Source organism: Aerococcus tenax (assembly GCF_003286645.3).
Lineage (GTDB): Bacteria > Bacillota > Bacilli > Lactobacillales > Aerococcaceae > Aerococcus > Aerococcus tenax.
This window is the reverse complement of sequence record NZ_CP127382.2, coordinates 168,229-191,834: the sequence shown is the minus strand read 5'-3', so window position 1 is coordinate 191,834 and position 23,606 is coordinate 168,229. Positions and strand designations below refer to the sequence as shown.

General features: G+C 43.2%; 26 protein-coding genes, 1 tRNA gene, 1 pseudogene and 1 other annotated feature. Of the genes and pseudogenes, 14 read left to right on the top strand and 14 right to left on the bottom strand.

Annotation, left to right across the window (positions count from 1 at the left end; all coding sequences use genetic code 11):
* Positions 1-211: 211 nt before the first annotated feature.
* A complete protein-coding gene (locus DBT50_RS00905; RefSeq protein ID WP_111852408.1) occupies positions 212-1,420 on the bottom strand; it encodes a cobalamin-independent methionine synthase II family protein in 1,209 nt (402 codons plus the stop codon).
* Between the two features lie 259 nt (positions 1,421-1,679).
* Positions 1,680-1,753: transfer RNA gene (locus DBT50_RS00900), tRNA-Pro, on the bottom strand.
* A 115-nt stretch (positions 1,754-1,868) separates the two neighbouring features.
* On the opposite strand from DBT50_RS00900, the gene DBT50_RS00895 reads away from it, so the two are divergent.
* Both DBT50_RS00895 and DBT50_RS00890 read left to right on the top strand, forming a co-directional pair.
* Positions 1,869-2,336 carry a hypothetical protein gene (locus DBT50_RS00895; protein WP_111852407.1) on the top strand — a complete coding sequence of 156 codons (468 nt, stop codon included), beginning with the start codon at positions 1,869-1,871 and terminating at the stop codon, positions 2,334-2,336.
* Positions 2,281-2,622, top strand: a complete 342-nt coding sequence (locus tag DBT50_RS00890) for a hypothetical protein (protein WP_146742904.1) — start codon at positions 2,281-2,283, stop codon at positions 2,620-2,622. The genes DBT50_RS00895 and DBT50_RS00890 overlap by 56 nt, the downstream gene beginning before the upstream one ends.
* A gap of 36 nt (positions 2,623-2,658) precedes the next feature.
* Here the strand turns inward: DBT50_RS00890 and DBT50_RS00885 are convergent, their stop codons facing one another.
* From DBT50_RS00885 to DBT50_RS00850, 8 genes are all read right to left on the bottom strand, one after another.
* On the bottom strand, positions 2,659-3,255 hold the full coding sequence (locus DBT50_RS00885; protein ID WP_111852405.1) for a nitroreductase family protein: 597 nt from the start codon (positions 3,253-3,255) through the stop codon (positions 2,659-2,661).
* Between the two features lie 144 nt (positions 3,256-3,399).
* Positions 3,400-4,308, bottom strand: coding sequence for a class II fructose-bisphosphate aldolase (locus DBT50_RS00880; protein ID WP_060777608.1), 909 nt, complete (start codon positions 4,306-4,308; stop codon positions 3,400-3,402).
* 279 nt (positions 4,309-4,587) lie between these two features.
* On the bottom strand, positions 4,588-5,730 hold the full coding sequence (locus DBT50_RS00875) for an alpha-hydroxy-acid oxidizing protein (RefSeq protein ID WP_111852404.1): 1,143 nt from the start codon (positions 5,728-5,730) through the stop codon (positions 4,588-4,590).
* Between the two features lie 229 nt (positions 5,731-5,959).
* Positions 5,960-6,694, bottom strand: coding sequence for a CPBP family intramembrane glutamic endopeptidase (locus tag DBT50_RS00870; RefSeq protein WP_181566119.1), 735 nt, complete (start codon positions 6,692-6,694; stop codon positions 5,960-5,962).
* 155 nt (positions 6,695-6,849) lie between these two features.
* A complete protein-coding gene (locus tag DBT50_RS00865; RefSeq protein WP_111852402.1) occupies positions 6,850-8,835 on the bottom strand; it encodes an ABC transporter permease in 1,986 nt (661 codons plus the stop codon).
* Between the two features lies 1 nt (position 8,836).
* Entirely contained in the window at positions 8,837-9,586 is a 750-nt protein-coding gene (locus DBT50_RS00860; RefSeq protein WP_111852401.1) for an ABC transporter ATP-binding protein, read from the bottom strand.
* Between the two features lie 102 nt (positions 9,587-9,688).
* The gene (locus tag DBT50_RS00855) at positions 9,689-10,594 is read right to left on the bottom strand and encodes a sensor histidine kinase (RefSeq protein ID WP_111852400.1); all 906 of its coding nucleotides are present in this window, start codon (positions 10,592-10,594) and stop codon (positions 9,689-9,691) included.
* Entirely contained in the window at positions 10,591-11,283 is a 693-nt protein-coding gene (locus DBT50_RS00850) for a response regulator transcription factor (protein WP_224785048.1), read from the bottom strand. Before DBT50_RS00850 ends, DBT50_RS00855 begins: the two co-directional genes overlap by 4 nt.
* A gap of 196 nt (positions 11,284-11,479) precedes the next feature.
* Here DBT50_RS00850 and DBT50_RS00845 point away from each other — a divergent pair, with 196 nt between their 5' ends.
* The 8 genes and pseudogenes from DBT50_RS00845 (at position 11,480) to trpA (ending at position 18,684) form a co-directional block, all read left to right on the top strand.
* The gene (locus tag DBT50_RS00845; protein WP_111852398.1) at positions 11,480-11,935 is read left to right on the top strand and encodes a TipAS antibiotic-recognition domain-containing protein; all 456 of its coding nucleotides are present in this window, start codon (positions 11,480-11,482) and stop codon (positions 11,933-11,935) included.
* A gap of 16 nt (positions 11,936-11,951) precedes the next feature.
* A complete protein-coding gene (locus DBT50_RS00840) occupies positions 11,952-12,833 on the top strand; it encodes an ATP-binding protein (protein WP_111852397.1) in 882 nt (293 codons plus the stop codon).
* A gap of 61 nt (positions 12,834-12,894) precedes the next feature.
* Positions 12,895-13,620 (top strand): MerR family transcriptional regulator, encoded by a 726-nt coding sequence (locus DBT50_RS00835; RefSeq protein ID WP_111852396.1) that lies wholly within the window; start codon positions 12,895-12,897, stop codon positions 13,618-13,620.
* Between the two features lie 116 nt (positions 13,621-13,736).
* Positions 13,737-13,974 (top strand) — a binding site (T-box leader).
* Between the two features lie 360 nt (positions 13,975-14,334).
* Positions 14,335-15,378 (top strand): anthranilate phosphoribosyltransferase, encoded by a 1,044-nt coding sequence (trpD, locus tag DBT50_RS00830; protein ID WP_181566118.1) that lies wholly within the window; start codon positions 14,335-14,337, stop codon positions 15,376-15,378.
* On the top strand, positions 15,350-16,150 hold the full coding sequence (gene trpC, locus DBT50_RS00825; protein ID WP_111852394.1) for an indole-3-glycerol phosphate synthase TrpC: 801 nt from the start codon (positions 15,350-15,352) through the stop codon (positions 16,148-16,150). Before trpD ends, trpC begins: the two co-directional genes overlap by 29 nt.
* Positions 16,137-16,742: a phosphoribosylanthranilate isomerase gene (locus DBT50_RS00820; RefSeq protein WP_111852393.1), complete on the top strand. Its 606-nt coding sequence runs from the start codon at positions 16,137-16,139 to the stop codon at positions 16,740-16,742. The genes trpC and DBT50_RS00820 overlap by 14 nt, the downstream gene beginning before the upstream one ends.
* Positions 16,735-17,904, top strand: a pseudogene (gene trpB, locus DBT50_RS00815) (tryptophan synthase subunit beta); the annotation flags it as partial. The gene DBT50_RS00820 and the pseudogene trpB, both read left to right, overlap by 8 nt.
* Before the next feature lie 6 nt (positions 17,905-17,910).
* Entirely contained in the window at positions 17,911-18,684 is a 774-nt protein-coding gene (trpA, locus tag DBT50_RS00810) for a tryptophan synthase subunit alpha (protein ID WP_224785051.1), read from the top strand.
* A 76-nt stretch (positions 18,685-18,760) separates the two neighbouring features.
* On the opposite strand, the gene DBT50_RS00805 is transcribed toward trpA, so the two are convergent.
* Complete coding sequence (locus DBT50_RS00805; protein WP_111852391.1) at positions 18,761-18,991, bottom strand: hypothetical protein; 231 nt, start codon at positions 18,989-18,991, stop codon at positions 18,761-18,763.
* Positions 18,992-19,402: 411 nt separating this feature from the next.
* On the opposite strand from DBT50_RS00805, the gene DBT50_RS00800 reads away from it, so the two are divergent.
* Positions 19,403-20,401, top strand: coding sequence for an SPFH domain-containing protein (locus DBT50_RS00800; protein WP_198434798.1), 999 nt, complete (start codon positions 19,403-19,405; stop codon positions 20,399-20,401).
* On the top strand, positions 20,401-20,595 hold the full coding sequence (locus DBT50_RS00795; protein ID WP_060777595.1) for a PTS ascorbate transporter subunit IIC: 195 nt from the start codon (positions 20,401-20,403) through the stop codon (positions 20,593-20,595). The genes DBT50_RS00800 and DBT50_RS00795 overlap by 1 nt, the downstream gene beginning before the upstream one ends.
* A 71-nt stretch (positions 20,596-20,666) precedes the next feature.
* On the opposite strand, the gene DBT50_RS00790 is transcribed toward DBT50_RS00795, so the two are convergent.
* Both DBT50_RS00790 and DBT50_RS00785 read right to left on the bottom strand, forming a co-directional pair.
* Positions 20,667-21,404: a serine aminopeptidase domain-containing protein gene (locus DBT50_RS00790; RefSeq protein WP_111852390.1), complete on the bottom strand. Its 738-nt coding sequence runs from the start codon at positions 21,402-21,404 to the stop codon at positions 20,667-20,669.
* Positions 21,405-21,605: 201 nt separating this feature from the next.
* Positions 21,606-21,896, bottom strand: coding sequence for a hypothetical protein (locus DBT50_RS00785; protein WP_111852389.1), 291 nt, complete (start codon positions 21,894-21,896; stop codon positions 21,606-21,608).
* A gap of 192 nt (positions 21,897-22,088) precedes the next feature.
* Between DBT50_RS00785 and DBT50_RS00780 the strand changes: the two genes are divergently transcribed.
* Positions 22,089-22,652, top strand: a complete 564-nt coding sequence (locus DBT50_RS00780; protein WP_111852388.1) for a methylated-DNA--[protein]-cysteine S-methyltransferase — start codon at positions 22,089-22,091, stop codon at positions 22,650-22,652.
* Complete coding sequence (locus DBT50_RS00775; RefSeq protein WP_111852387.1) at positions 22,625-23,170, top strand: DNA-3-methyladenine glycosylase I; 546 nt, start codon at positions 22,625-22,627, stop codon at positions 23,168-23,170. Before DBT50_RS00780 ends, DBT50_RS00775 begins: the two co-directional genes overlap by 28 nt.
* A 46-nt stretch (positions 23,171-23,216) precedes the next feature.
* Here the strand turns inward: DBT50_RS00775 and DBT50_RS00770 are convergent, their stop codons facing one another.
* Entirely contained in the window at positions 23,217-23,471 is a 255-nt protein-coding gene (locus tag DBT50_RS00770) for a DUF2700 domain-containing protein (RefSeq protein WP_198434797.1), read from the bottom strand.
* Positions 23,472-23,606: the final 135 nt, after the last annotated feature.

The window sequence follows — 23,606 nt, the reverse complement described above, 5'->3', positions numbered from 1 at the left end:
AGAGCACACAAACGACCAGAGACTAGCCTGATCCCAAAAACACTTTCCTCACTCTTTACGCTTATTTTATCATTAAAAAATTGCTTCTCATAATTTTATCCATCCATAAAAACAATTTAAAAGACTATCACTGAAAAGATTGGCGAACAAAAAAGCTGCGAACAAAGTCACAGCTTTTGGAAAAGTCTTATTCCTAATTAAAGCTCTTTGATTAGCCAAAGAGATGCTTAGAAGCAATGGCTGCTCCTTCAACTAAGGCTTCCAATTTTGCCCAAGCAATTTGCTCATGCAAGCGTCCACCCAGACCACAGTCGGTTGAAGCAATCACGTTTTCTGGACCCACTAATTTGGCAAAGCGTTCAATCCGGTCAGCAATTAATTGTGGGTGCTCAACCGCATTGGTGGAGTGGGAAACAAAGCCTGGAACAATCTTTTGTCCTGCCTTTAAGCGACCCTCTTTTTCCCATACCCGCCACTCATGACCATGGCGAGGACTTGAGGCTTCAAAGGAGAAGGATTCTGCCTTGATTTGTAAGCATTGGTCAACAATATCTTCGAAAGGAATATCGGTGGTATGAGGCCCATGCCAAGACCCCCAACAAATATGTAAGCGAACCAAGCTAGGATCAATGCCCTCTAAGGCGCGGTTGGCCGCATCCACCCGTTTTTGCATCCAGGCTTGGAAATCTTTTAAGCTCGGTTCCGGATTAATTTGGTCCCAAGCTTCCGCTAGGTCTGGAGCATCTAATTGGACAATTAAGCCCGCATCAGTAATGGCTTTGTATTCTTCATGTAAGGCATCGGCAACATCATTTAAGAGCGCTTCTTCATCGTGGTAATAACGGTCTTCTAAACGTGCCGCTGCCCCTGGAGAAATGGCCGCCATAAAGCCTTGCTTGATATCATATTTTTCTAAGGCTTCGGTCAAGAGCTTCACATCGCGGTTGACTTGGTCTTGACCAATATAGGTTACCTTGTCGGCAAAAACCGGATTAGCTACCTTATTACGTCTCCCTAAAACGCCAGAATCAGGATCTTCATAAGCTGCTCTAAATTTTTGCCGATCACGGCGGTCAGGGAAACTAGTTAACTTAATATTGCCAGGTGTGGACCGGATGGCTTCGCTTTTTGCCCAACGGTCTTCATCGGTCATTTCTAATCCACCTAAGCGGTAGAAGGAATAGTTCCACCAGGCACCATAGTCAACTGCGCCTGAAGTCACATGGCCGTACTCCCCATCATTGACTTGGTCAATGCCAATTTCTTTTTGCTTTTTCACGACTTGGTCAACCGATTCAGCGATAATTTGGTTAAATTCGTCTTCAGCAATGGTGCCCGCTGTCCGTCGTTTATTGGCCTCTAACAAGGCTTGTGTCCGCGGTAAGGATCCTACATGTGTGGTCAAAATTTTATTAGTCATAGTCATTCTTCCCCTCTATCAAACTCATCTTATTCTAGCATGACTTCTTTTTTAAAACCATCTTGTTTGGCTCACCCTATCAGTGAAAAGCTTGATATGATAAGATTTCTGTATATAACTATATTTATTCTATTAGTTGTGATCGCTAACAATGATCATAAAATTTACAATATAAATAAAAAATCGCCTGAGTAGGCCTATCGTCTCCTCAAGCGATTTGATAAGTTAACTTTCCTTCAATTAGAAAGAAAATATACAATCGGGATGACAGGATTTGAACCTGCGACCCCTAGCACCCCATGCTAGTGCGCTACCGAACTGTGCTACATCCCGAGATCAAATTGGATCAATACGATTAGTATAGCATACCTTGCCAATAAATTGTAGACTTAGTCTCAAAAATAAGTCATAATTCATTATTACTAAGGATAAATTAGAGGTATACACTATGAAAATCACCATAGCCGGCCAAGTGGTTAGTCAGGAACAACTAGATAACTGGGAATACCGACATACCCGTAAGGCGCTAAAAAATCTAGGGACACGGTCGAGTTCCGATGAGGATTCAAGGACACTAAGAAGAAAACTCAATCAATTGAAGCAATCTATGACCTATGATCAAATCATGCACCGCTTAGGCTGGAAGTTAAAGCTTATGGCTCTTGTTATGCGTTATATTAGTCGACTTTCATTTGGCCAGGTAAAGTATGCCACTTGTACTCTTGAAGTCAAGGGTATTACGGTCGATTCTTTTGCTCCCCTAGCCAAAGAATTTATATCTAAGGACAGCCCTGGCATTCGTCAAATTAACCTAGCAGCCAACCCTGAACACTATGTCCTAGAGCCTAGGGGCAAACTTTTTGAAGTGGTCGAAACGGCCGGGGCAAGTCCCCCTGCCCATACAATTTTTTATTGATTTTTCAAGCGACCAGAGACTAATCAGTCAAGCGGATCCTGCTTATCCCTTACAGATGGTTGGACGGGCTTACTTGGCCACTAACATGCAGGTCGGTGGGATCCGCCACCAATTTAGAAACACAGCAACTGGCATGGAAGCCAAGACCCTGGTTGAATTTCCTGCCGCTTGTCCCTCCTATATCGTGAATGACCATTGCCTTCACCTGGCCCTAGAATGGAAAAACTGGATTAGGGCAGCCCAAAAGCTAATGAAAGACACTAACAAAACAGCCGATAGTCATTGATTCCTATCGGCTATTTGTATCTTTTCTTTAAATTATTTATTCGTAAACACGGACTTTTTCATCTTGGTCGATATAGTCTTTGTCGCCAGCAGGGGTTTCAATAGAACCAAATGGCATTTGCGCTAACATAGCGTATGAGTCTGGTAAGTCAAACATTTGACGGATGGACTTATCGAAGCCTTGCTCATAACCAATGTTAAAGTGTTGCAAGGTTGCTCCCAAATCTAATTCAGCTAAGGTTAACCAGGCAGCATATTGGTGGTTAGCACTGTTATTTTCCTTGTAAGCAGTTGACCGTTCTGGGTTAGCTGGCATATTTTCTACTTCATTTAAGTCTTCAAAGAAAAGAATGGTTCCTAAACCTTCTTTAGCGCCTTGAATCACGCCAGACATTTGTTCCCACATGTCGCCTTCTAAAACACCTTCTTGAACTTGGTAGATTTCATCCCATAAGGCTTGGTGCTTATCTCCAAAAGCAATCACAATGCGTGAAGTTTGGCTGTTAAAGGCGGTTGGCACATCTTTTAAGACTGCTTTTAAAGCGTCAACGATTTCCTTTGAACTATGGTCGGTATTCTTTCCAATATGGTAAATCGAACGACGCTTAGCAGCAAGATCTTTAAATTGTGTCATAAATTAAATCCTCCATTTTTTGGCTTTTTACATTAACGATATACAGAGTATAGCAAGCCAGTAGACCAATTAAAAATATTTTGCTTATAGAAAAAAAGGACTGCGACTAAGTCACAATCCTTTCTTTTTTATATATAGACTTGATTATTCTTCGTTTAAGGAAGCTTCATCGAAGACAAATTTAGAGTCTCTGTCGTCAATTGGACGAGTACCCATCCAAGAAATCATTTCTTTCATGGATTCAGTAATTGCGTCAGTACCAGGTCTTAACAATTTACGTGGGTCGAAACCTTTGTTTGAACGGTCTTGGTCATGACCAGCTTCGATGTATTCACGAGTAGCTTTTTGGAAAGCTAATTGGAATTCGGTATTGATGTTGATCTTAGCAATACCTAAAGAAATAGCTTTCTTCACTTGGTCTTGAGGAATACCAGAACCACCATGTAAAACAAGTGGAACATCAACAGCATCGGAAATTTCTTTCAAGCGGTCGAAGTTTAAGCCTTCCCAACCTTCTGGGTAAACACCGTGGATATTACCAATCCCACATGCAAGACGGTCAACACCAGCTTCAGCAAAACGAATGGCATCTTCAACAGAAGCTAATTCACCGCCACCTTGGTTTTCACCAATTTTACCGATTTCAGCTTCAACAGCAATACCACGTTCATGAGCTAAACGAACGATTTCTTTAGTTTTAGCAAGGTTTTCTTCAACTGGTAATTTATGCCCGTCGAACATAACAGAAGAATAACCTAACTCGATACATTCTTTGGCTGATTCGAAATCACCATGGTCTAAGTTCAAGATAACTGGAACATCAATATCCATGCTATCCATCACGTTAAGCACTAAGTCACGAACTAATTTGTAACCACCCATATATTTAGCAGCACCAGTAGATACTTGAATCAATAATGGGGTTCTGGTTTCTTTAGCACCGCTCACTAAGGCACGGGTCCATTCGAGATTGTTTGTATTGTAGGCTCCCACCGCATATTGGTTGCGACGTGCGTCCTTCAAAATTTCATTACCATTTACTAAAAAAGCCATTAAATATACCTCCTAAAATCTATAACGACTTGTACGAACCCCATTATACCTTACTAAACTAAAGATTGGTAATTAAAATGACAAATAATTACAAAAAAATCCCAGTTTTTATTGGCTTTCACATACTGTTAGCAGGAACTTTGCCGTCGTCACTAGTAAAGTTTTCCTCAGTTGTGAAAATAAATTCAAAGCAAAAAAAGACCCTAAGGGCCCTAAAAACTTAGTCAAAGCTTTTGGGTTAAATCCGTTAAGGTCTTTTCTTAGTCATTTATTTAATTTTTAATAACCGTGATGTCTTAATTCAGCTTCGTTATATGCAGGGAGGTCGGTTAGACGTGCATTCTTAATGTCTTCAATGGTTTGACAACCGGTTAATTGCATAATCCGGGTCAAGTCGTCTTTCAAGTAGTTCAATACGGAAAGGACACCCTTATGTCCACCTAGGGCTAGGCCGTAAAGGGCTGGACGTCCAATACCTACGACATCTGCACCTGCTGCCAGCGCTTTAAAGACATGTTCCCCGCGACGGATACCTGAGTCAAAGACGATTGGCACTTCACCTTGAACCGCTTCAGCAATGGCTTCAAGGGTTTCAAAGGATCCAGGAGCTCCATCTAATTGACGTCCCCCATGGTTAGACACGTAAATCACATCCGCACCAGCACCAATACCCTTCAAGGCATCTTCAGGCGTTTGTACCCCTTTAAGCATCACTGGTAGGTCACAAATGGATTTAATGTATTCAATATCTTTGGGTGAAATCTTTTGTTTAGAGGAAGCATAAACATCTTTTAGGGCCATACCTTCGCCAGAACCTGCTAAGTAGCGTTCAACGATTGGCATACCAAATGGATAAGTAAAATGATTCCGTTTATTTAATTCACGGTTTCCTTCAACAGTAGAGTCCGCAGTTAAAATAATAGCTTGGCAGCCAAAGTCTTTGGCTTCGTTTAACATCGCTTCGTTAAAGCCATGGTTCTTACTCATGTATAACTGGAAGTAACGTGGGCGGTCTTCATAACCTTCATAGGAAGGTGCCATTTCATCCCAGCTAGATCCTGCATAAGAGGAAATTGAAAAGGCGGTGCCGAATTCGTTAAAGGCTTTAGCCATGCCAATTTCTTTTTCTTCATGAGCAATTCCTAAAGCAGCAATTGGTGCATAGAAGAAGGGCGCTGAGTAATCTTTTCCTAGAAATCTAGTTGATGTATCTGGATGCTCAACATCACCAATCACCCGCGGTAGGATGCCCTTACTGTTAAAACAGGTAATATTTCTTCTTAAAGTAAATTCATCCCCTGCACCAGAACGAATATAACCATAGCCTGCTTCAGGGATGATTTCTCTAGCCTCTTCTTCTACATCATATAAGTTAACGATTTTTAAGTCTTTAACTTCAGTACCTGCAACATAATCTGCCATATGATTTTCCTCCTTTTGAATAAGTAAATAGCCTTCCCATATAATTTAATATAAAGCGCTTTCATTTTCAAGTAAAAACCATTCCGCTAGATGAAAAATAATATCCTCAGATATTTTTATACAGTAAAAAGACAGTCTTTTCACTCATTTGAGAGAAAGACTGTCCTGAAAAACTTGTTAATCGTATTCAGTAAGAAATTCTTAGCTTAAGGAGACTAAGAGTCGTGAATTAGGCAAAAAATTCGTAAAGATAGGATCCTAAAAGAATAATCGCCGCAACACCATTGTTCATCATATGAAGTAGGATGGCATCCTTAATGTTCTTGCGCCGGCGGTAAGCAAGATAGAGGACAATTCCCATGAGAATATACATGAGCGCCTCAACGAGATTACTAGACATGTGGTTGAGGCCAAAAATCAGTGAACTCAAAATTAACGGCCACCAGAAACTCTCAGCCTTGAAGAAGAGGTGGTGAAAGATGCCGCGGAAGACCAATTCTTCTAGAATAGGTACCACAAAGCCCATCATAAGGAAAAAAGTAATATTGGATATCGGTGACACTAGGTTAGAATCCCCCGAAAATAGCATCTGATCATTGGCCGATAGCTCATTACCATAGAGTGCTTGGTTGGCCACGGTCAAGCCTACCACCACCACTCGAAAGCCAAGATAATAGAGAAAGGTAATCCCAACGTCCTTCCAGCCCAAGCGGTCAAAGTTATCCTTGCCTTGGGCGCGCTTGTAATAAAACTTATAAAGAAAGCGATAGGTCAGATAGGCAAACACCAGAACTAAGAGCGTCAACTCAGCCACTACTGGCCAGGAGAACAGGTGGGAACGACTGTTAACTACAAACATCATTCCAAAGGGCAGGGTTCCCCAGACCATCAGAGCCAACCATTTCAAAATATCCAAGAAACGCTGGCCCCAGCTCTTCTCTTCCATCTTATTTTCTTCAGTCATCAATGCAACCTCCTTTTGCATCACTTTAACAAGTCTAAATAAATCGACTCATTAACGAAGGAAAGCCCTACAAGCTAAACTTTTCTTCTTACAAAATAAGTTTGTAAAACAACAAGTATACTGCGTCTTTAAAAGAAAGACTATGCAATTCATCATTATTGGTCTGTAGTTACCATGCGGTAATAAGCCTTAGAAGTCAAAATATACATGAGATAATAGACTAAGCTAAAGCAGACAATGACCGCAAAGAAACTCGTTAAAATGAGGGTTCGGTCTTTGATGGCAATCAAACCTAAGCCTTGGCGCAGAATGGGATAGGCAAAGCCCATATGAATAACCGCGGTCAAAAGCGGTAAAACAAAGACCCAGAAAATCTGCTGGCGAATGCTTGCCTTGATCAAGGAATTGGGCAAACCGATTTGGCGCATAATTCGATAGTTTTTCATATCTTCCTGGCCTTCAGAAAGCTGCTTATAGTAGAGCATCAAGAAGCAACCAATCAATAAAACCAAGGAAACAATGGCGCCGATACTAATAAAACCGCCATTAAGCTGATAGAAGGATTCCCGAAAGATAGTTTTGGAAGTGACTTCAATCCCTGTCCCTTCATAATCCTCCAAGTGCTTGTCAATGTCTTCCTTATTGCCCTTAGCGTCAAAAGTCACATTATAACTTAGCGGACTCTTGAGATAACCAATGTCTTGGCTAGTATTAGTCGCTTGGTAGGCTTGCACTAAAGCCTCTTGACTAGGAAAAACCAGCATCAAGGCATCCAGCCCCGCCACCACAGGTAAACGGTCCTTTGGCATATGCTTGACTTGGTAGACCTTATCCCCCAATTTAATTTGGTCTACCTTGTCCAATTGGTCTTGACTAGTGGCCATTAAGACCTGGTCTTCTGCCAAACTTTCCTGACTGGCATAGTTTTGGTTATAGCCATCCAAACTTTCTCCAAAGAAAACTAGGCCCTCAGTGACTTGGTTATTTGGGGTAAAGGCTTGTAAGACTAAGTTCTTATCCTCCACTTGGCTAACAGCTAACTGGCCAAAACTCAACTGATAGTTAACTTCTTCCAAAGGGGCTAACTGACTAAATTCATCAACTGCTGTCTCTAAACGCTCGAGTTGCTGGTCTAAGGATTCCTCAACCACTGGCCCCCGCAATTCAATTTTATAGTCTCTGGCTTGAAAACGGTCAATCAAATTTTCAATCCCCCGTTGGGTTGAAACGGTTAAACCTAAGACCAGCATGACGCCAGTGGAAAGAACCGCTATGGAGGCCAAACTCCAGGCATTGGCCTTCATCCGGTAAAGCATGCCGGAAAGGCTGAGAAAATGCTTAGGTTGATAGTAATAGGACTTCCGTTGTTTCTGCCAGTTTAAAAATATGATCGATAGGGAATTATAGAGGCAATAAGTCCCCAGCACAACTAAGACAATGGCGAGGAGCAATTGATAAATGACCTGCATAATATTCGTTGTGGTTAGGGAAATATAATAGCCGATCCCCACCAAAGCCAAGCCGAGAACAGCGACAATAACATTCCCCTTAGGCTCTTTTTCCCTTGCCTGACCGCTCTGCATCAGTTCGAGGGGGTTATTTTTCTGAATGCGACGTCGATTGAGAAGATAAACTAAGGCATGAACCAGGAGAATTTCCAGGATGGTTATCAAAGCGACCTCCCACTTCAAGGGATAATCCATTAAAGTCATCCCCGATTGGCGCATGACTTTGTTGACAGCCATAAAGGCAAAAGTCCCAATCAAGTGCCCGCCAATAATGGATAAGGGGAGAATGAATCCCAACTCCAAGAGGCTTTCCCGAGCGAGCAGGGCCTTAATATGCCGCTTTTCCATGCCCAATACGCTATAGAGGGCGAACTCCTGGCTACGCCACTTCTGAATAAAATTATTGGCATAGAGGATAAAGGCTAGGGCTAAGAAAAAGCTAATAACAGCAGCAAAGGCCATCACCGTTGGAAAATAAGGATTTCGCTCTAAGACAAATTGATTACCTATTAAGGAAATCATCACATATTGGAGGGCAAATAAGAGCCCGTTCACTATGAGAAAAGGCAGAATAATTAACTTGCTAACCTTTAAATTACGTTTGGCTAACTGCCAGATTAAGCGTCGGTTCATACTAGCCCTCCTCCCGGTTTAAAAAGGAGAGACTGTTGGCGATTTTCTCCTGAAAATCAGCTAAAGAATCTTCACCTCGGTAAATTTCATGGTAAACTACCCCATCCTTAATAAAGAGAACGCGTTTAGCATAAGCCGCACAGCGTAAGGAATGAGTTACCATGAAAATGGTCATACCCTGCTGGTTTAACTGGGTAAAGAGTTTCATGATTGCTTCACTGTTTTTAGAATCTAAGGCCCCAGTCGGCTCATCAGCCAGAATCAGGCTGGGTTGGGTAATAATGGCCCGACCAATAGCCACCCTTTGCTGCTGCCCTCCGGAAATCTGATAGGGATACTTGTCCAAGAGGTCTTCAATCCCCAGTAAGGGAGCAATCTTCGCTAAACGTCGCTCCATTTCTGGGTAATCCATGTTGGAAAGCACTAGGGGCAGGAGAATATTGTCCCGGTTGGTGAAAGTATTAAGCATATTGAAATCTTGGAAGACAAAACCCAACTCTTGGCGGCGAAAGGCAGCCAGGTCTCTTTCCCCTAAGTTAGCCAGGGATTGGCCATTTAAAAGGACTTGCCCCCCAGTGGCCTTATCCAAAGTGGCAATAATATTTAAGAGGGTGGATTTCCCTGAGCTGGACTCCCCCATAATGGCAACAAACTCACCAGCTTCCGCTTGAAAACTCACGTCCCGTAAGGCTGTCGTGGCATTTCCGCCCTGGCCATATATTTTTTCTAAATGAATCACGTTTAATAGCATTTCTTCTTTCCTCCATTCTTTATCTTAATTATAGAAAGAAAAAAAGCGTCCTGCTTTTATCTAAACTAACAAAAGCAGGACCCAATCTTACAAAATTGTAAGCTACAACCCACTGAAGGCATCTTGGTGGAAGTAAATTCTAACCGTGGTTCCCTGGCCCCAAGTAGAGTCTAATTCTACCGGTTGGTCTAAACGATCGGCCAATTGCTTGACCAGAAAAAGACCGATCCCCGTTGACCGCCGCAAACTCTGGCCCATAAAAGCTGAGTAACCCTGGTCAAAGACCTTGGGCAAGTCGCTGGCCTTAATCCCCCGGCCGTTGTCCCTAATAGTGAGGCAGGCCTGGTCCGCTTGATATGTAATCCAAATCTCTCTTCCAGCGGCGTACTTAAGGGCATTATTAAGGACCTGTTCAATCATGATTTCAGAAGCCGTAGGATCAGTCATGACTTGGTCAGGAATGGCTTGGTAGTGGAGGCGGGTATGACTATTAATAAAGATTCGCCGGTACTTTTTGAGTAAGGGAGCGATGAGGGCATCAAGACTGACAGCCTTAATCTGCAGGTTCTTCTTCTCATTACTTACCTTCAAATAGGTGAGCACCATGGTGGTGTAATTTTCGATAGCTAGTAACTGAGCTTCCAAGTCAGCCTTGGTCTTGGGGTCCAGATCTTGGATGAGAAGTTTAGCTGCTGCGATGGGCGTCTTGATCTGGTGGAGCCAGGTCAAGAAATAGCCCTGCTGCTCTTGCTTGACCAGGTCAGCTTGGACCCGGTCAGCTTCAGCCTTGGCCTGGCTTTCAAGGTAGAGCTTATGGTAGTCAACCTGCCGTCCCGAAATCCAATAGCTAATAAACAAAGTAAGGCCATAAAAAAAGCCCAAGAAAAGCAAGAGAAAACGGGCAACCAGGTCATCTAAATCAAAAAGTAGGACCGCTAATACTAAAACCAGAAAGGTAAAAGCCATAGTAAAAAGGGTCAACCCTTGACGCTTAAGAAAGTTTTTCACTGACTAGCAACCTCCTCATTTAAGGCATAGCCTACCCGCTTCTTGGTCTTGATAAAGTCTGCCAGCCCCAGCTGAGCTAATTTCTTACGCAAACGAGAAATGTTGACCGCTAAGGTATTGTCATCAATATAACTCTCCCCCAACCAGCACTCCTCCATCAGGCTTTCCCGGCTGACATAGTCCCCTTGAGCCTGAAAGAGTTGCTTAAGGATGAGAAGTTCAGTAGCGGTTAAATCGCTAGCCTGACCATGGTACAGCAGCCTAGCCTTGGTGGAATCAAGTTGGACCCCAGAAAAAGACAAGAGCTCACTGGCTGAACTGTAGCGATAGGCCCGGCGTAAGAGGGCTTGGACCTTGGCCAGCAATAGGGGCAGGTCGATGGGTTTGGTGACATAATCGTCGCCCCCTACCTGCATAGCCATGACTTGGTCCATACTGGTATCGCGGGCCGATAGGAAAAGGATGGGAACCGCACTGTCTTTACGGATCATCTGGCACCAATAATAACCATCATAAGACGGCAAGTTCAAATCTAAAAGGACTAGATGAGGGTCAAAACGCCGACATTCCTGGTCGATAATTTCAAAGTCTTCCGCCCTTTTGACCTGGTAATGCCACTTGGTCAGTTCCCGCTCCAGGCCGGTCGCAATTACCGGATCATCCTCAACCACAAATATTCTCTCAGCCATCTCTACCGCTCCTTTCCTGACATCTCGGTTTATTAAGTATACCATTCTCTTCCTAATCATAAAAAGTCTGATTAACTAGAAAAGATTCACTTTTAAAATTATTTCTTGACCCTAACCTTACGTCATACTTTATATTGAAAGGGACTATTATTTGTGAATAGAGAGTACTGGATTGTTATTGACTAGGAGGAGCTCAATGAAAAAAGCGGGTAAAAAACAGAAAAAAGCGCTTGCCATCAAGAGAAAAAAGGAAAAACAAGAAGTAAAGAATAAATGGGGATCAGAAAAATTACATGAAGCAGAGATGAATTGGCGGTACTATGATCCAAAAGAAAAACAAGATATGGTGGATGAAAGTAAGGCCGTATTTAAAAACCTTGCTCAATTAAAAAACGAAGACCCTGACAGCCAAAAACTACAAGAAGCCATGCAAAGATGGCATCGCTTTATTGGGATGTCCTATGAGCCTTCATTAGAAATTCTTAGAGGCTTAAGTTATGTCTACCGTGACGACGAGCGCTTTAGAAAGAATTTAGCACAAGTCGATCCCGATTTGCCTGATTTCCTATTTGGAACAATTAATAACTATGTCGATTCCTTAGAAGAAATTTGGCTGCAAGAACAATTAAACACCTTAGAAGAAAAGCACTAGAAAGTAAGATGGACAAATGAGCAAAACCAATTCGACTAAAGGGAGATACGTCTCTCCTGACCAACTGAATAATAAACAAGGTCATTCAGACATATTTTCCATTGAAAAACCTCAAAAAAGCTTAGATGATATCATTTTAAGTAAGTCAACACGAGAACAAATCAATAGCTTACTCGCTAAAATTAAACATCATGATCTATTATATAATACCTTTGGCTTAAAAGAGATCGATCCTAGTGGCGGAAGGACGGCTATTAACCTTTACGGCCCTCCAGGTACCGGCAAGAGTGCTACAGCAGAGGCCATAGCTCATGAACTCGGGAAAGATATATTAAGGGCAAATTACGCTGAAATTGAATCTAAATTTGTCGGCGAAACCCCTAAAAATATTAAAGCCATTTTTGCCAAGGCCACTGAAACAGATGCTGTTCTTATTTTTGATGAAGCTGATTCCCTCTTAAGTAAGCGATTAGCCCAGGTTAATCAAAGTACAGACCAAGCGGTTAATGTCACAAAATCAGTTCTTTTATTAGAGCTGGATAATTTTTCAGGAATTGTCATCTTTACAACGAATTTTGGGGAGAATTATGACCCTGCCTTTATCAGAAGAATTTTAGGCCATATTGAATTTCCCCTCCCCGAAAAAGAGGCTAGAACAGTTATTTTTAAACACTTTTTACCAGACAAGTTGCCAGTAAGCATTGATAAAGCAGAAAAAGATAAAATCATTTTAGAAACATCTGGCTTTTCTGGTGGCGATCTTCTTAATGTCGTCATATCTGCTAGTTCCACTGCCGTTGCTAGAGATGGAAAAGATTGTATGGTGACCTATAATGATTTTTCTAAGGCTATTAAACTTATAAAACAAGCCAAAGAAAATATTGGCCGGTCTAAATAATGAATAGCCATTTATCTAGTCAAAAAGCCAGACAATTACTTAATAGTTAGGAAGTGATCATATGAAAACAGTTAAAGAAGTTAGCAAATTGGCAGGCATAAGTATCAGAACTTTGCATTATTATGACAAAATCAACCTGCTAACCCCTTCTAAACGTTCTGCTTCTGGCTATAGACTATACAGTCATGAAGATCTGAAAAAGTTACAATATATTTTATTATTTAAGGAATTAGAATTCTCTTTAAAAGAGATTAAGGAGATCATCAACAGTAAAAACTTTGATAAAGATCTGGCCTTAGACCAACAAATCCAATTATTAACCTTAAAAAAGGAACACTTAGAAAATCTAATTCTTTTTGCTAAGGGAATCAAGGTGTTGGGCGTGGACTCTGTCAATTTTCAGGCCTTTGATAGAAGAAACATCGCTCACTATACGCAACAAGCTAAGGATTACTGGGGAGATACTAAAGAATATCGTCGCTACGAAGAAAAGCAAAGCCAGCAGTCTAAGATTCAAAAAAATACAATCCATCAACAGTTAATGCTGATATTTGTTGAATTTTCCCAGGTCAAAAACCAAAATTATCAGTCCCAAGACGCTCAAAAGTTAGTAAAAAAATTACAAGAATTTATCAGCACACACTTTTATCCTTGCTCTAATGATATCTTAATGGAACTAGGAAAAATGTATGCTAGCGGTGGAGACTTCACCAAAAATATCGACACCTTTGCAGGAGAAGGTACGGCAAACTTTGTCCAAAAAGCCATTAACTATTATTGTCAATAACACTTTAAATCACCTTGCTTAGGCCCAGGCGATCAATTTAGATCATATAATCAAAATTCATAAAAATTAAATTTATCTTGCTTTTATCAATAGACTTGGCTATGATGGATGAAATCGAGAAACCGTTAAAGAGGAAGTAACATTAAACCACTAATCATTAGCGAGGACGAAGGGTGAGAGCGTCTGATTAGTTTAATGGATGGGCCTTGGAGGGTATGGTGAACTGGAGAGTAGCCATAACGGATTGACCCCCGTTAGCTGGGTTGAGGGATAAGCTGTTTAGCTTATCTCGAGAGGATCGCCCAGGCGATCAAGTAAGGTGGCACCGCAGGTTGAAAAGCGCTTGTCCTTAGAACATTAACTTTTTAATGTTTTATGGATAAGCGCTTTTTTATTTGTAAATGAAACTTATGACGAAGGAATAGCTAAGTAGCTAGCTTAGAGCAAGAACGTGGTGATGGAAGACGTTTAGCCAGCCTTAGCGATGGACCTTTGGAAGGCTTGCCAAGGGCTTATTAGAGCCAAAAGCAAGACGCAAGGCTGGCGTTATCAGCAGCCGAGTGGTCAGACTGACCGCTCCTAAGTGGGCATCGAGTGATGCCAATCAAGGTGGTACCGCAGGTTAAACAACTTGTCCTTATAACTAATCAGCAATGAAGTTAGTTATAAGGGCAAGTTTTTTTGTCTATCAAGAGCTAAAAAGGAGAGAACATAATGAAAGCAGCAATCGAACAATTAATTAAACACCAAGACTTATCTTACCAAGAATCCTACCAAGCGGTTAAGGCCATGATGTCTGGCCAAGTCAGCCAAGCACAAATGGCTGCCTACCTGACCGCCCTAGCCATCAAAGGCGCCAGTGACCAAGAAATTGCAGGAGCTGCAGCGGCTATGCGTGACCAAGCCAAAAGTATCGACACCCAAAAAGACACTCTAGAAATTGTCGGAACCGGTGGCGACCAATCCTATTCCTTTAATATTTCAACGACCGCTTCCTTAATTATTGCCGCAGCTGGCGTCCCCGTTACCAAACACGGCAACCGATCAGCCTCTTCCAAATCCGGTGCCGCTGACTGTATCGAAGCGCTGGGCATCAACCTCTACCAAGATCCTGACCTAGCCAATCAATTATTGGACCAAGTGGGAATCTGCTTCCTCTTTGCCCAAAACTACCACCTTTCTATGAAAAACGTTAGTGGCGTCCGCAAAGACCTAGGGATTAAGACCATCTTCAATATCCTAGGTCCCATCACTAACCCAGCCAAACCCAAATACCAAATACTAGGTGTCTACCAAGAAGACCTGATTCAACCTATGGCCAAGGTCATTAAGAACTTAGGGGTTGAACGGGGGCTAGTGGTTTACGGCCAAGACGGGATGGATGAAATCTCTATCTCGGCACCGACTTCCGCCCTCTTCTTCGATGGTGACTATGAAGAAAGCTTCACCATCAAACCAGAAGACTATGGTTTTTCTAACTACCAAAAGGCTGATATAGTCGGAGGAACGCCAGCTGACAACGCTCAAATTACTATCGACATCTTAACTGGCAAAGAACACGGCGCCAAACGGGATATCACCCTCCTCAATGCCGCAGCTGGTCTCTACGCGGCCAGAAAAGCGGCTAGCCTAGAAGCAGGGATTGACCTGGCTCGTCAAATCATCGATTCTGGCGCTGCCTACCAACTCCTACAAGATTATATCGCCGCTAGCCAGGAAGGAGTCGCCCATGATCTTAAAGCAGTTAGCCTTACATAGTAAGGAACGGGTCCAAGCCAGTCAGGCCAAGTTTCCCCTAGAAGCCGTTAAAGAGCGCGCACTCAGTCTTGCTAAGGGAGAACTTATCTTTGAACAGGCCTTGGCCAAGGAAGGACTGAGCCTGATTGCTGAAATCAAGAAGGCTTCCCCCTCTAAAGGAATCATTTCTCAAGACTTTCCCTATTTAGACATTGCCAAGCACTATCAAGACAATCAAGTAGACGCCATCTCGGTATTAACTGAACCCAAATGGTTTATGGGCTCTAAGGAAATCTTTGAAGAAATCCGACAATCCGTTGACCTGCCCATGCTTAGAAAAGACTTTACCGTCGACCCCTATCAGATCTATGAAGCTAAAATCATGGGCGCCAATGCGGTCTTGATTATCTGCGCCCTCTTAGACCAAGACCCCAAGAAGTTAGAAAACTATCTCAGCATTTGCGATGACCTAGGGCTCAGTGCCCTGGTGGAAACCCATAACCTGGAAGAAATCGACCTGGCCCTAGCCTATGGCGCTAAAATTATCGGCGTCAACAACCGTAATTTAAAGGACTTCTCTGTTGACTTCAACCATGCAGCCGAGCTAAGGAGTCGGATTCCAGATTCGGTCCTCTTTGTCGCAGAAAGCGGGGTACAAGGTCCAGAAGATATTCGCTCCCTCACTGAAATTGGTGCGGATGCCGTCTTGGTGGGCGAAGCCTTGATGCGCCAAGCCGACCCCAGTGCCCTTATCCAAGCCTTTCGAAAGGTCAGCCACCATGCCCAAGCTTAAAATATGTGGCCTCAAGCGGTCAATCGATATCAGCTACTGTAACCCCCTCCCGATAGACTATGTCGGTTTCATTGTCGATTTCCCTAAAAGTCAACGCTCAATCACGATCGACACCTTAAAACAACTCAGCCAAGATGTCGACCCTAAAATTCAAAAAGTGGGCGTCTTCGTCAACTATCCATTAGAAGTTATTGCTGACTTATTAAATGAAGGCGTCATCGATATCGCCCAACTGCACGGCCAAGAAAGCCCAGCTGACATTATCTATTTACAAAATCTCACTAACAAGTCCATTTGGAAGGCCTTTGCCATTAGTGAGGCTAGCGACTTAGCAAAGGCTAAAGCCAGTCCCGCTGACCAGATTCTCCTCGACTATAAGGAGGCCGGCAGTGGCAAGTCTTTTAACTGGGAGCTCTTAGAGGATTTCGACCGCCCCTTTATCCTCGCCGGAGGACTCAATGCCACTAATATACAAGCCGCTATGACCCAAGTCCACCCCGCTGGCTTGGACCTCTCGACTGGAGTGGAAAATCAAGGATACAAAGATCCAGATAAAATCAAAGAAATAGTAAGGATGGTAAAAAATGTCTAAAGGAAGATTTGGAGAATACGGTGGACAGTTCGTGGCAGAAACTTTAATGCCTTCTGTCATCGAATTAGAAGAAGCCTACAATAAATATAAGAATGATCCTGAATTTCAAAGCGAATTGACCGATTTATTAAATAATTACGCGGGCCGTCCCAGCCTACTCTATTATGCTAAGAATATGACCGAAGATTTAGGGGGACCAAAAATCTATCTTAAACGTGAAGACCTCAACCATACTGGAGCCCATAAGATAAACAATGTCCTCGGCCAAGTTCTTCTGGCTAAGAAGATGGGTAAAACCCGGATCATCGCTGAAACTGGAGCAGGCCAGCACGGTGTTGCTACTGCTACGGCCTGCGCCTTATTGAACCTGGACTGTGTGGTTTACATGGGTAAGCACGACACTGAACGCCAAGCCTTAAATGTCTACCGTATGAAGTTATTAGGTGCCCAAGTGGTGGCCGTCGATTCCGGCACCGGGACCTTAAAGGATGCAGTCAACGAGACCATGAAGGAATGGAGCCGGCGCATGGAAGACACCCACTATTGCATCGGTTCGGCCATGGGTCCCCACCCCTTCCCAACCATGGTACGTGACTTCCAAAGCGTCATTTCAAGAGAAATGCGTCAAGAAATTCTCCAACGCGAAGGTCGCTTACCCGATGCAGTACTAGCCTGTGTCGGCGGGGGCTCTAACGCTATTGGGTCTTTTGCCGCCTTTATCGATGACCCTGAAGTGCAACTATTCGGTTGCGAAGGCGCTGGTCATGGAGTGGATAGCCCAGATACCGCTGCCACTATGCAAGTGGGACGTACTGGCGTCTACCACGGCATGAAGACCATTATTGCTCAAGATGCGGATGGCCAGGTCAACCCGGTCTATTCCATCTCTGCTGGTCTTGACTACCCAGGCATTGGTCCTGAGCACGCCGACCTGGCTGCGAGAAAGCGGGCCAATTATGTTCCGATTACTGATGAAGAAGCGGTCCAAGCTTTTGAATACCTTAGCCGCGTGGAAGGGATTATTCCTGCTATCGAATCCGCTCACGCCGTGGCCTACGCCATCAAATTAGCCAAAACTATGCGTCCCGACCAAATTATCTGTATTACCTTGTCTGGTCGTGGCGATAAGGATTGTGCCGCCATTGCACGTTACCGGGGGAAGAAATTTATGACTAGTATTCAATCCGTTTTCCAAAATAAAAAAGCCTTTATCCCTTATATTACCGCCGGCTACCCTGACCTAGCCAGCACGGAAAAGTATATCCAAGCCATGGCTGAGGAGGGTGCCAGTTTAATTGAGATCGGCATTCCCTTCTCCGATCCTACCGCGGAAGGCCCTGTCATCCAACACGCCATTGAAACCGCCTTAAAGGGAGGCCTGCGTACCGATGACGTCTTCGCCATGGTCGAACGCCTCCAAGAGAAGATCGATATTCCCCTCGTCTTTATGACCTACGCCAATATCGTCTTTGGTTACGGCCCTGATAAATTTATGCGTCGCTGCAAAGAAGTAGGCATCCAAGGCCTAATTCTGCCCGATGTCCCTTACGAAGAGAAAGATGAACTCCTCTCCTACAGTCAAAAATATGGTGTCGCCTTGATTTCTCTGGTCGCCCCCACTTCCCATGACCGCATCCATAAAATTTCCAAAGAAGCAGAAGGTTTCCTTTATGTGGTATCTTCACTAGGAGTAACCGGGACCAGACAAAGCATTCAAACCGACCTAGACGCCATGGTCCAAGCCATTCGCCAAGCCAACCCTGATATTCCAGCCGCCATCGGTTTTGGAGTATCCAACCCCAGCCAAGCAAAAAAAATGGCTAACCTGTCTGACGGAGTAATTATCGGATCTGCTATCATTAAACTAATCGACCAATACCAAGATCAAGCCGAACAACCAATCCGTGACTTTACTCGTTCCATTGTTCAAGCCATAAAATAAAAACAACGGTATAGCTAGCTACCAAGGCCAGCTATACCGTTTTCTTATTTTTACTCGCTGATATGTAAAGGAATCACTAAGCCCTATCAAAATAATCAATGACTAAGAGAAGCAGCCCTAAACCTAAGTAGAGAGGCAATTTATGAGAAATAATCCCCATACAGCCCAGTAAACAGAGCGACCAGCTAAGTGAGCTCATAAAAGGCTGCTTGGGATCGCTCTTGGAATCAGAAGTGTTTTGACTTCTCTGCTTTTTCCAGCCCAGCAGATAATAAACCACGATTCCTACACCAATTACTTCCAGCATGTTTCATCCTCCTCGATTCACTTGACCTGCTACTTAGCGCTTGCAAAAAACGCTCATCTTGCAATTGCTTGTAAAGCTAAATTTTTACCATCATATACTAATTTATCCCTAAAAACTAGCCCTAAAACAACTTTTAAATTAACTCGCAAATCTTTTTGACGGTATTTTTTGGATTTAATCGTTCTTTTCTTGCTTATACCGTTTCAAAGTGATATCATAAAGATATCAAATAGATAGACACTTAAAAGCTGAGTCGAAAGGTAAAAAGTTCTTTTTAGCCCTAGGATAGCAATGGCCATTCATTCTCAGCCGGTCAACCTTGGTCATTTACCTATCGAGGGCTAATCGTCACTGGTCTTATTAGAAAGGAAGACTCCCATGGCTAATACAGATAAGAAACTAGACACTGGAATTACGGAAACTGTTTTAACAGGTAAGAAAAACGGGATGACCGTACTGATCACTTATATTATCGGTCTTGTCCTCGCTGCCATCCTCTTGATCCTCCAAGTACACCCCCTAGTGAACCTACTAGCGATTGCCTACCTGGCCTTAGCCTGGTTAATTCTCTTTGGACTTAAAGTGTTAAGCCCACAAGAATCATTAGTTTTGACCCTTTTTGGTAGATATATTGGTACCCTTAAGGGCGAAGGTTTTTACTTTGTTAACCCCTTCTGCCAAGCCATCAATCCCGCGGCCGGCACCTATCTCGGTCAAAGTGGAGACGTCCGAAAAGCCGAAAAGAAGTCGGCCAAAGATCAAAATGGAATGGAAATTTCGCTTGGCCCTAGCAAGAAAATCTCCCTCAAGGCCATGACCTTAAATAACAGTAAGCAAAAAATTAATGACTACTTGGGGAACCCGGTTGAAATTGGCATTGCAGTCATTTGGCGGGTGAGTGACACCGCTAAGGCCGTTTTCAATGTCGATAATTATAAAGAATACCTGTCCTTACAAACCGATTCTGCCCTTCGTAACATTATTCGCCAATATCCCTATGATGTGAATCCACAATTTGAAATTGATACCACCGGAGATGGTGAACCCGATGGCGGGTCCCTGCGTGGGTCGAGTGAAATTGTTGCCCTTAGAATTAAGGAAGAAATCCAAAATCGGGTGGACTTTGCCGGGCTAGAAATTGTCGAAGCCCGCATCACCCATCTCTCCTATGCGCCTGAAATCGCCGCAGCTATGCTACAACGTCAACAAGCCTCTGCCCTCATTGACGCCCGGGCCATGATCGTTGATGGCGCGGTTGGCATGGTAGAGATGGCTCTGGACAAGCTTGAAGACAAGCAAGTCGTCGACTTAGATGAGGAACGCAAGGCAGCCATGGTTTCCAACCTCTTAGTCGTGCTCTGTGGCAATAGCGAAGTCTCCCCCATCGTGAACTCGGGAAGTCTTTACTAATGGCTAAGAAACAAGTCCCGCTCCGCATCTCGCAAAAGCTCTATGAGCAATTAGCTGCTTGGGCCGAGGATGACTTCCGCTCCCTTAATGGGCAGATCGAATACCTGCTCACCGAATGTGTCAAGCAACGCAAGAAAGACGGTAAATATGTTAGCGAAACCATGAACGACCGCATCGATTTGGATATTGAATAAAAGACAAAAGAAGCACAGCTCTCCTTTAATCAAGAAACTGTGCTTCTTTTTTTGAATTTGAGTTATCTCATTTAGAAACTAGACTGAAAGAATGCTGCTGTTTGTCGGCTGATTTGACTCGATACCCGGTGGCCGACTTCATCTAAAACCATCCATTCCAAGCGGGCTTGGGGAAAATCAGCCTTTAACTGTTGAATATCGCGCTGGTTGAATTCCAAGATTTCAGCATCGTCAGAACCGCCATTGTAGACAAAGACCGGCTGGCTTAAGAATTGGTCCGGATGAGCGGTCGGACTGTTTTCTAGGATAATTTTCAAAGCTTCTGAACCCAACTTCTCGGGATAGCGGTCCCCGTAAATTCTTTGCAGCTGGTCCGCTAAATTAATCCCAGCAATGTGAATAGCTAACCCGCTTAATGTTTCCGCATAAGCCGTTCCAATCATAGCAGCCATAATCCCACCCATGGAGGCTCCATAGACAAAGACCCGATCAACTGCCTGCCGTTCTTGAATCGCAGTCAGTAGCTTAGGAAACTCAGCAAAACTTTGTACAATTATCCCAGGCATAATACTAATGGAGCTATCGGGGAAGGGATCAACTTGGCGGTCACCGTGGAGGGGCGCATCGGGCAAGAAGACATGGAAACCGCTGGCAGCGTAGATCAATCCTTGTTTAATCAAGGCTTCCTTATTCAATTGATAACCATGGTAGCCAATCACGATATCTTTAGACTCTTGTTCTTGTGAATAGATCTCCACCAGAGGAATCCCCTCAAGCCGGGTAAAATTCACAGTAAAGGCACCTTCCATGTACTCCCATCCCTTTCTATTTTTATCTGAACGACTCTCTCCAAAATAGTTTACCATGTCTGAAAGCCAAAGTAGTCTTCCCCGGCTCAGCCCCCTTTTGATTATTGAAGTGAATTTAAAAAATCCGCCCAGTTTGAGTAACTAGGCGGATTTTATTATTTTTCCTTGTTGCGTGAACCAATGCTTCCTAAATCAACAGCTCTAAAGCACCCGTTTAAAGTGCCAATATAAGAATAAGATTGGACTAATTAAGAAATAGATTGGATAGAGAATCTTACTGGTAACCATATAGCCCGCCTCAGAATCGTATGGGAGGGTTAATACGACTTTCGGAAAGAGGAACCAAGCCAGGGCTAAGTAGACCCCCAATAAAAGACCGGGAAATTGAGTGAGTTCAATCCCAAAATAATCCGTCAATAAGAAATAGACGACAAAGGTAAAAAAGCTACTAATAAAATAAGCGACTAAGCGAATAAATAAACCGTTTTTCATAAGACTCACTCCTGCTTTTTCTAGTTAAGCTTTACTTATCTACTTCTATTATAACAAAAAACAAATATAAACAGCCTTTGTCAAGGATAAAAAAACAATCATTATTTGACAGGACACGGCTCTCCAAAAGCAACATGTTACAATAAGACTGATCGATTGATAACCGTTTTCCACAAAAAGGAGGGGCACACTTTGCTTTTCACCTGGACTTATTCCACTCCTACAAACTTCGATGATATTATCCTCACTAGTGATGGTCAAGCCTTAACTGGGCTTTACTTTTCGGGGGCAGAGGATGCTAGCAGATTTAACCTAGAAAATGCTGAAATAACCAGCCGACCCTTCCAAGAAAGTATCGCCTGGTTAGACGCTTATTTTTCTAGGGAAGTTCCGCAATTTATCCCTAAATTCCGGCTCCAAGACCCTACCCCTTTCCGTCAAGAGGTAGCGGAAATCATGCTAAGCATTCCCTACGGCCAAGTCATGACCTACCAGGAAATAGCTGATAAGATCGCTAGAAACCACCACATCACTAGTATGTCGGCCCAAGCAGTTGGTGGAGCGGTCGGTTGGAATCCGATTTGTCTCATCATCCCCTGCCACCGGGTAGTGGGCAAGGATAGGAAACTTACTGGCTATGCTGGTGGCTTAGAGAATAAATACCAACTACTCAAGTTAGAAGGCCAGGATATGCGTCAATTTACCTGGCCCAAAGGAGGTCACAACTCATGCAACGCTGCCACTGGTGCAATTTAGCTAATCCCTTATACATCAGCTACCATGACCAGGAATGGGGTCTGGCTAATTTCCAAGACGATTATCTCTTTGAAATGCTAATTTTAGAATCTTTTCAAGCCGGGCTTTCCTGGGAGACCGTTTTAAACAAAAGAGCGGCCTTCCGTCAAGCCTACGACCATTTCGATGTCAATAAGGTGGCCCAATATGGTGAGGATAAAATCCAAGAATTATTGACTAATGAGAAAATCATCCGCCACCAAGCCAAAATTCGATCCAGTATTCAAAATGCCCGAGTCTTTCAAAGACTTCAGGAGGAATACGGCTCCTTTTATACTTATTTGTGCCAATTTACCCAAGGCAAACGACGGGTGGAATTAGGAAGAACCACTAGTCCCTTATCAGCGGCTATTTCTAAAGACCTCAAGCAAAAAGGCATGGCCTTTGTTGGCCCTACAATTATCTACTCCTATCTCCAAGCCTGCGGAATTATCTATTCTCATGAGAGAGATTGTTTTCTCTATCGGGCTGAAATCTAACTAAACTAGGTTCCTACTTTTTATACTTAATCTAAAAAGTTAGCGCCTAATAATTCACCCCAATAGCGGTACCGATACATAGGCCGATACTAATTCCTAGGGGGATATTGTCGAAGACTACCCCAAAGCAAGCCCCTATCCCTAAGCCAAGGGCGATTCCCACGCCAATATGATCATCAGCCTCGCTTTCCTTGTTACTTGTTTCGTGATCAGATGACCTAGTCTTTTTCGTTTTACGAATGCTATAAATTGCTAGACCAGCAAGTAATACCAAGATAACAATAATTGCAATAATTTCCATATTTGATAATCTCCTTACTATATCCGTCTTATTTTAGCCTTCATAATCAGTATAGTCACAAATAATTGACACGTCAAATATAAGCGACATATTTTTCCTAATTCACTCCAAGTTTTCTCACAAAGAATCAGTGTA

What these genes read in the sequence shown, in the direction of transcription:
- trpD (WP_181566118.1), top strand. Translation starts at nt 14,335, where the DNA reads ATGAAAGCAGCAATCGAACAATTAATTAAACACCAAGACTTATCTTAC.
- DBT50_RS00905 (WP_111852408.1), bottom strand. Translation starts at nt 1,420, where the DNA reads ATGACTAATAAAATTTTGACCACACATGTAGGATCCTTACCGCGGACA.
- DBT50_RS00785 (WP_111852389.1), bottom strand. Translation starts at nt 21,896, where the DNA reads ATGAAAAACGGTTTATTTATTCGCTTAGTCGCTTATTTTATTAGTAGC.
- DBT50_RS00790 (WP_111852390.1), bottom strand. Translation starts at nt 21,404, where the DNA reads ATGGAAGGTGCCTTTACTGTGAATTTTACCCGGCTTGAGGGGATTCCT.
- DBT50_RS00850 (WP_224785048.1), bottom strand. Translation starts at nt 11,283, where the DNA reads ATGGCTGAGAGAATATTTGTGGTTGAGGATGATCCGGTAATTGCGACC.
- DBT50_RS00895 (WP_111852407.1), top strand. Translation starts at nt 1,869, where the DNA reads ATGAAAATCACCATAGCCGGCCAAGTGGTTAGTCAGGAACAACTAGAT.
- DBT50_RS00860 (WP_111852401.1), bottom strand. Translation starts at nt 9,586, where the DNA reads ATGCTATTAAACGTGATTCATTTAGAAAAAATATATGGCCAGGGCGGA.
- DBT50_RS00845 (WP_111852398.1), top strand. Translation starts at nt 11,480, where the DNA reads ATGAAAAAAGCGGGTAAAAAACAGAAAAAAGCGCTTGCCATCAAGAGA.
- DBT50_RS00835 (WP_111852396.1), top strand. Translation starts at nt 12,895, where the DNA reads ATGAAAACAGTTAAAGAAGTTAGCAAATTGGCAGGCATAAGTATCAGA.
- DBT50_RS00775 (WP_111852387.1), top strand. Translation starts at nt 22,625, where the DNA reads ATGCAACGCTGCCACTGGTGCAATTTAGCTAATCCCTTATACATCAGC.
- DBT50_RS00840 (WP_111852397.1), top strand. Translation starts at nt 11,952, where the DNA reads ATGAGCAAAACCAATTCGACTAAAGGGAGATACGTCTCTCCTGACCAA.
- DBT50_RS00885 (WP_111852405.1), bottom strand. Translation starts at nt 3,255, where the DNA reads ATGACACAATTTAAAGATCTTGCTGCTAAGCGTCGTTCGATTTACCAT.
- DBT50_RS00880 (WP_060777608.1), bottom strand. Translation starts at nt 4,308, where the DNA reads ATGGCTTTTTTAGTAAATGGTAATGAAATTTTGAAGGACGCACGTCGC.
- DBT50_RS00875 (WP_111852404.1), bottom strand. Translation starts at nt 5,730, where the DNA reads ATGGCAGATTATGTTGCAGGTACTGAAGTTAAAGACTTAAAAATCGTT.
- DBT50_RS00770 (WP_198434797.1), bottom strand. Translation starts at nt 23,471, where the DNA reads ATGGAAATTATTGCAATTATTGTTATCTTGGTATTACTTGCTGGTCTA.
- DBT50_RS00820 (WP_111852393.1), top strand. Translation starts at nt 16,137, where the DNA reads ATGCCCAAGCTTAAAATATGTGGCCTCAAGCGGTCAATCGATATCAGC.
- trpC (WP_111852394.1), top strand. Translation starts at nt 15,350, where the DNA reads ATGATCTTAAAGCAGTTAGCCTTACATAGTAAGGAACGGGTCCAAGCC.
- DBT50_RS00805 (WP_111852391.1), bottom strand. Translation starts at nt 18,991, where the DNA reads ATGCTGGAAGTAATTGGTGTAGGAATCGTGGTTTATTATCTGCTGGGC.
- DBT50_RS00865 (WP_111852402.1), bottom strand. Translation starts at nt 8,835, where the DNA reads ATGAACCGACGCTTAATCTGGCAGTTAGCCAAACGTAATTTAAAGGTT.
- DBT50_RS00795 (WP_060777595.1), top strand. Translation starts at nt 20,401, where the DNA reads ATGGCTAAGAAACAAGTCCCGCTCCGCATCTCGCAAAAGCTCTATGAG.
- trpA (WP_224785051.1), top strand. Translation starts at nt 17,911, where the DNA reads ATGACTAGTATTCAATCCGTTTTCCAAAATAAAAAAGCCTTTATCCCT.
- DBT50_RS00870 (WP_181566119.1), bottom strand. Translation starts at nt 6,694, where the DNA reads ATGACTGAAGAAAATAAGATGGAAGAGAAGAGCTGGGGCCAGCGTTTC.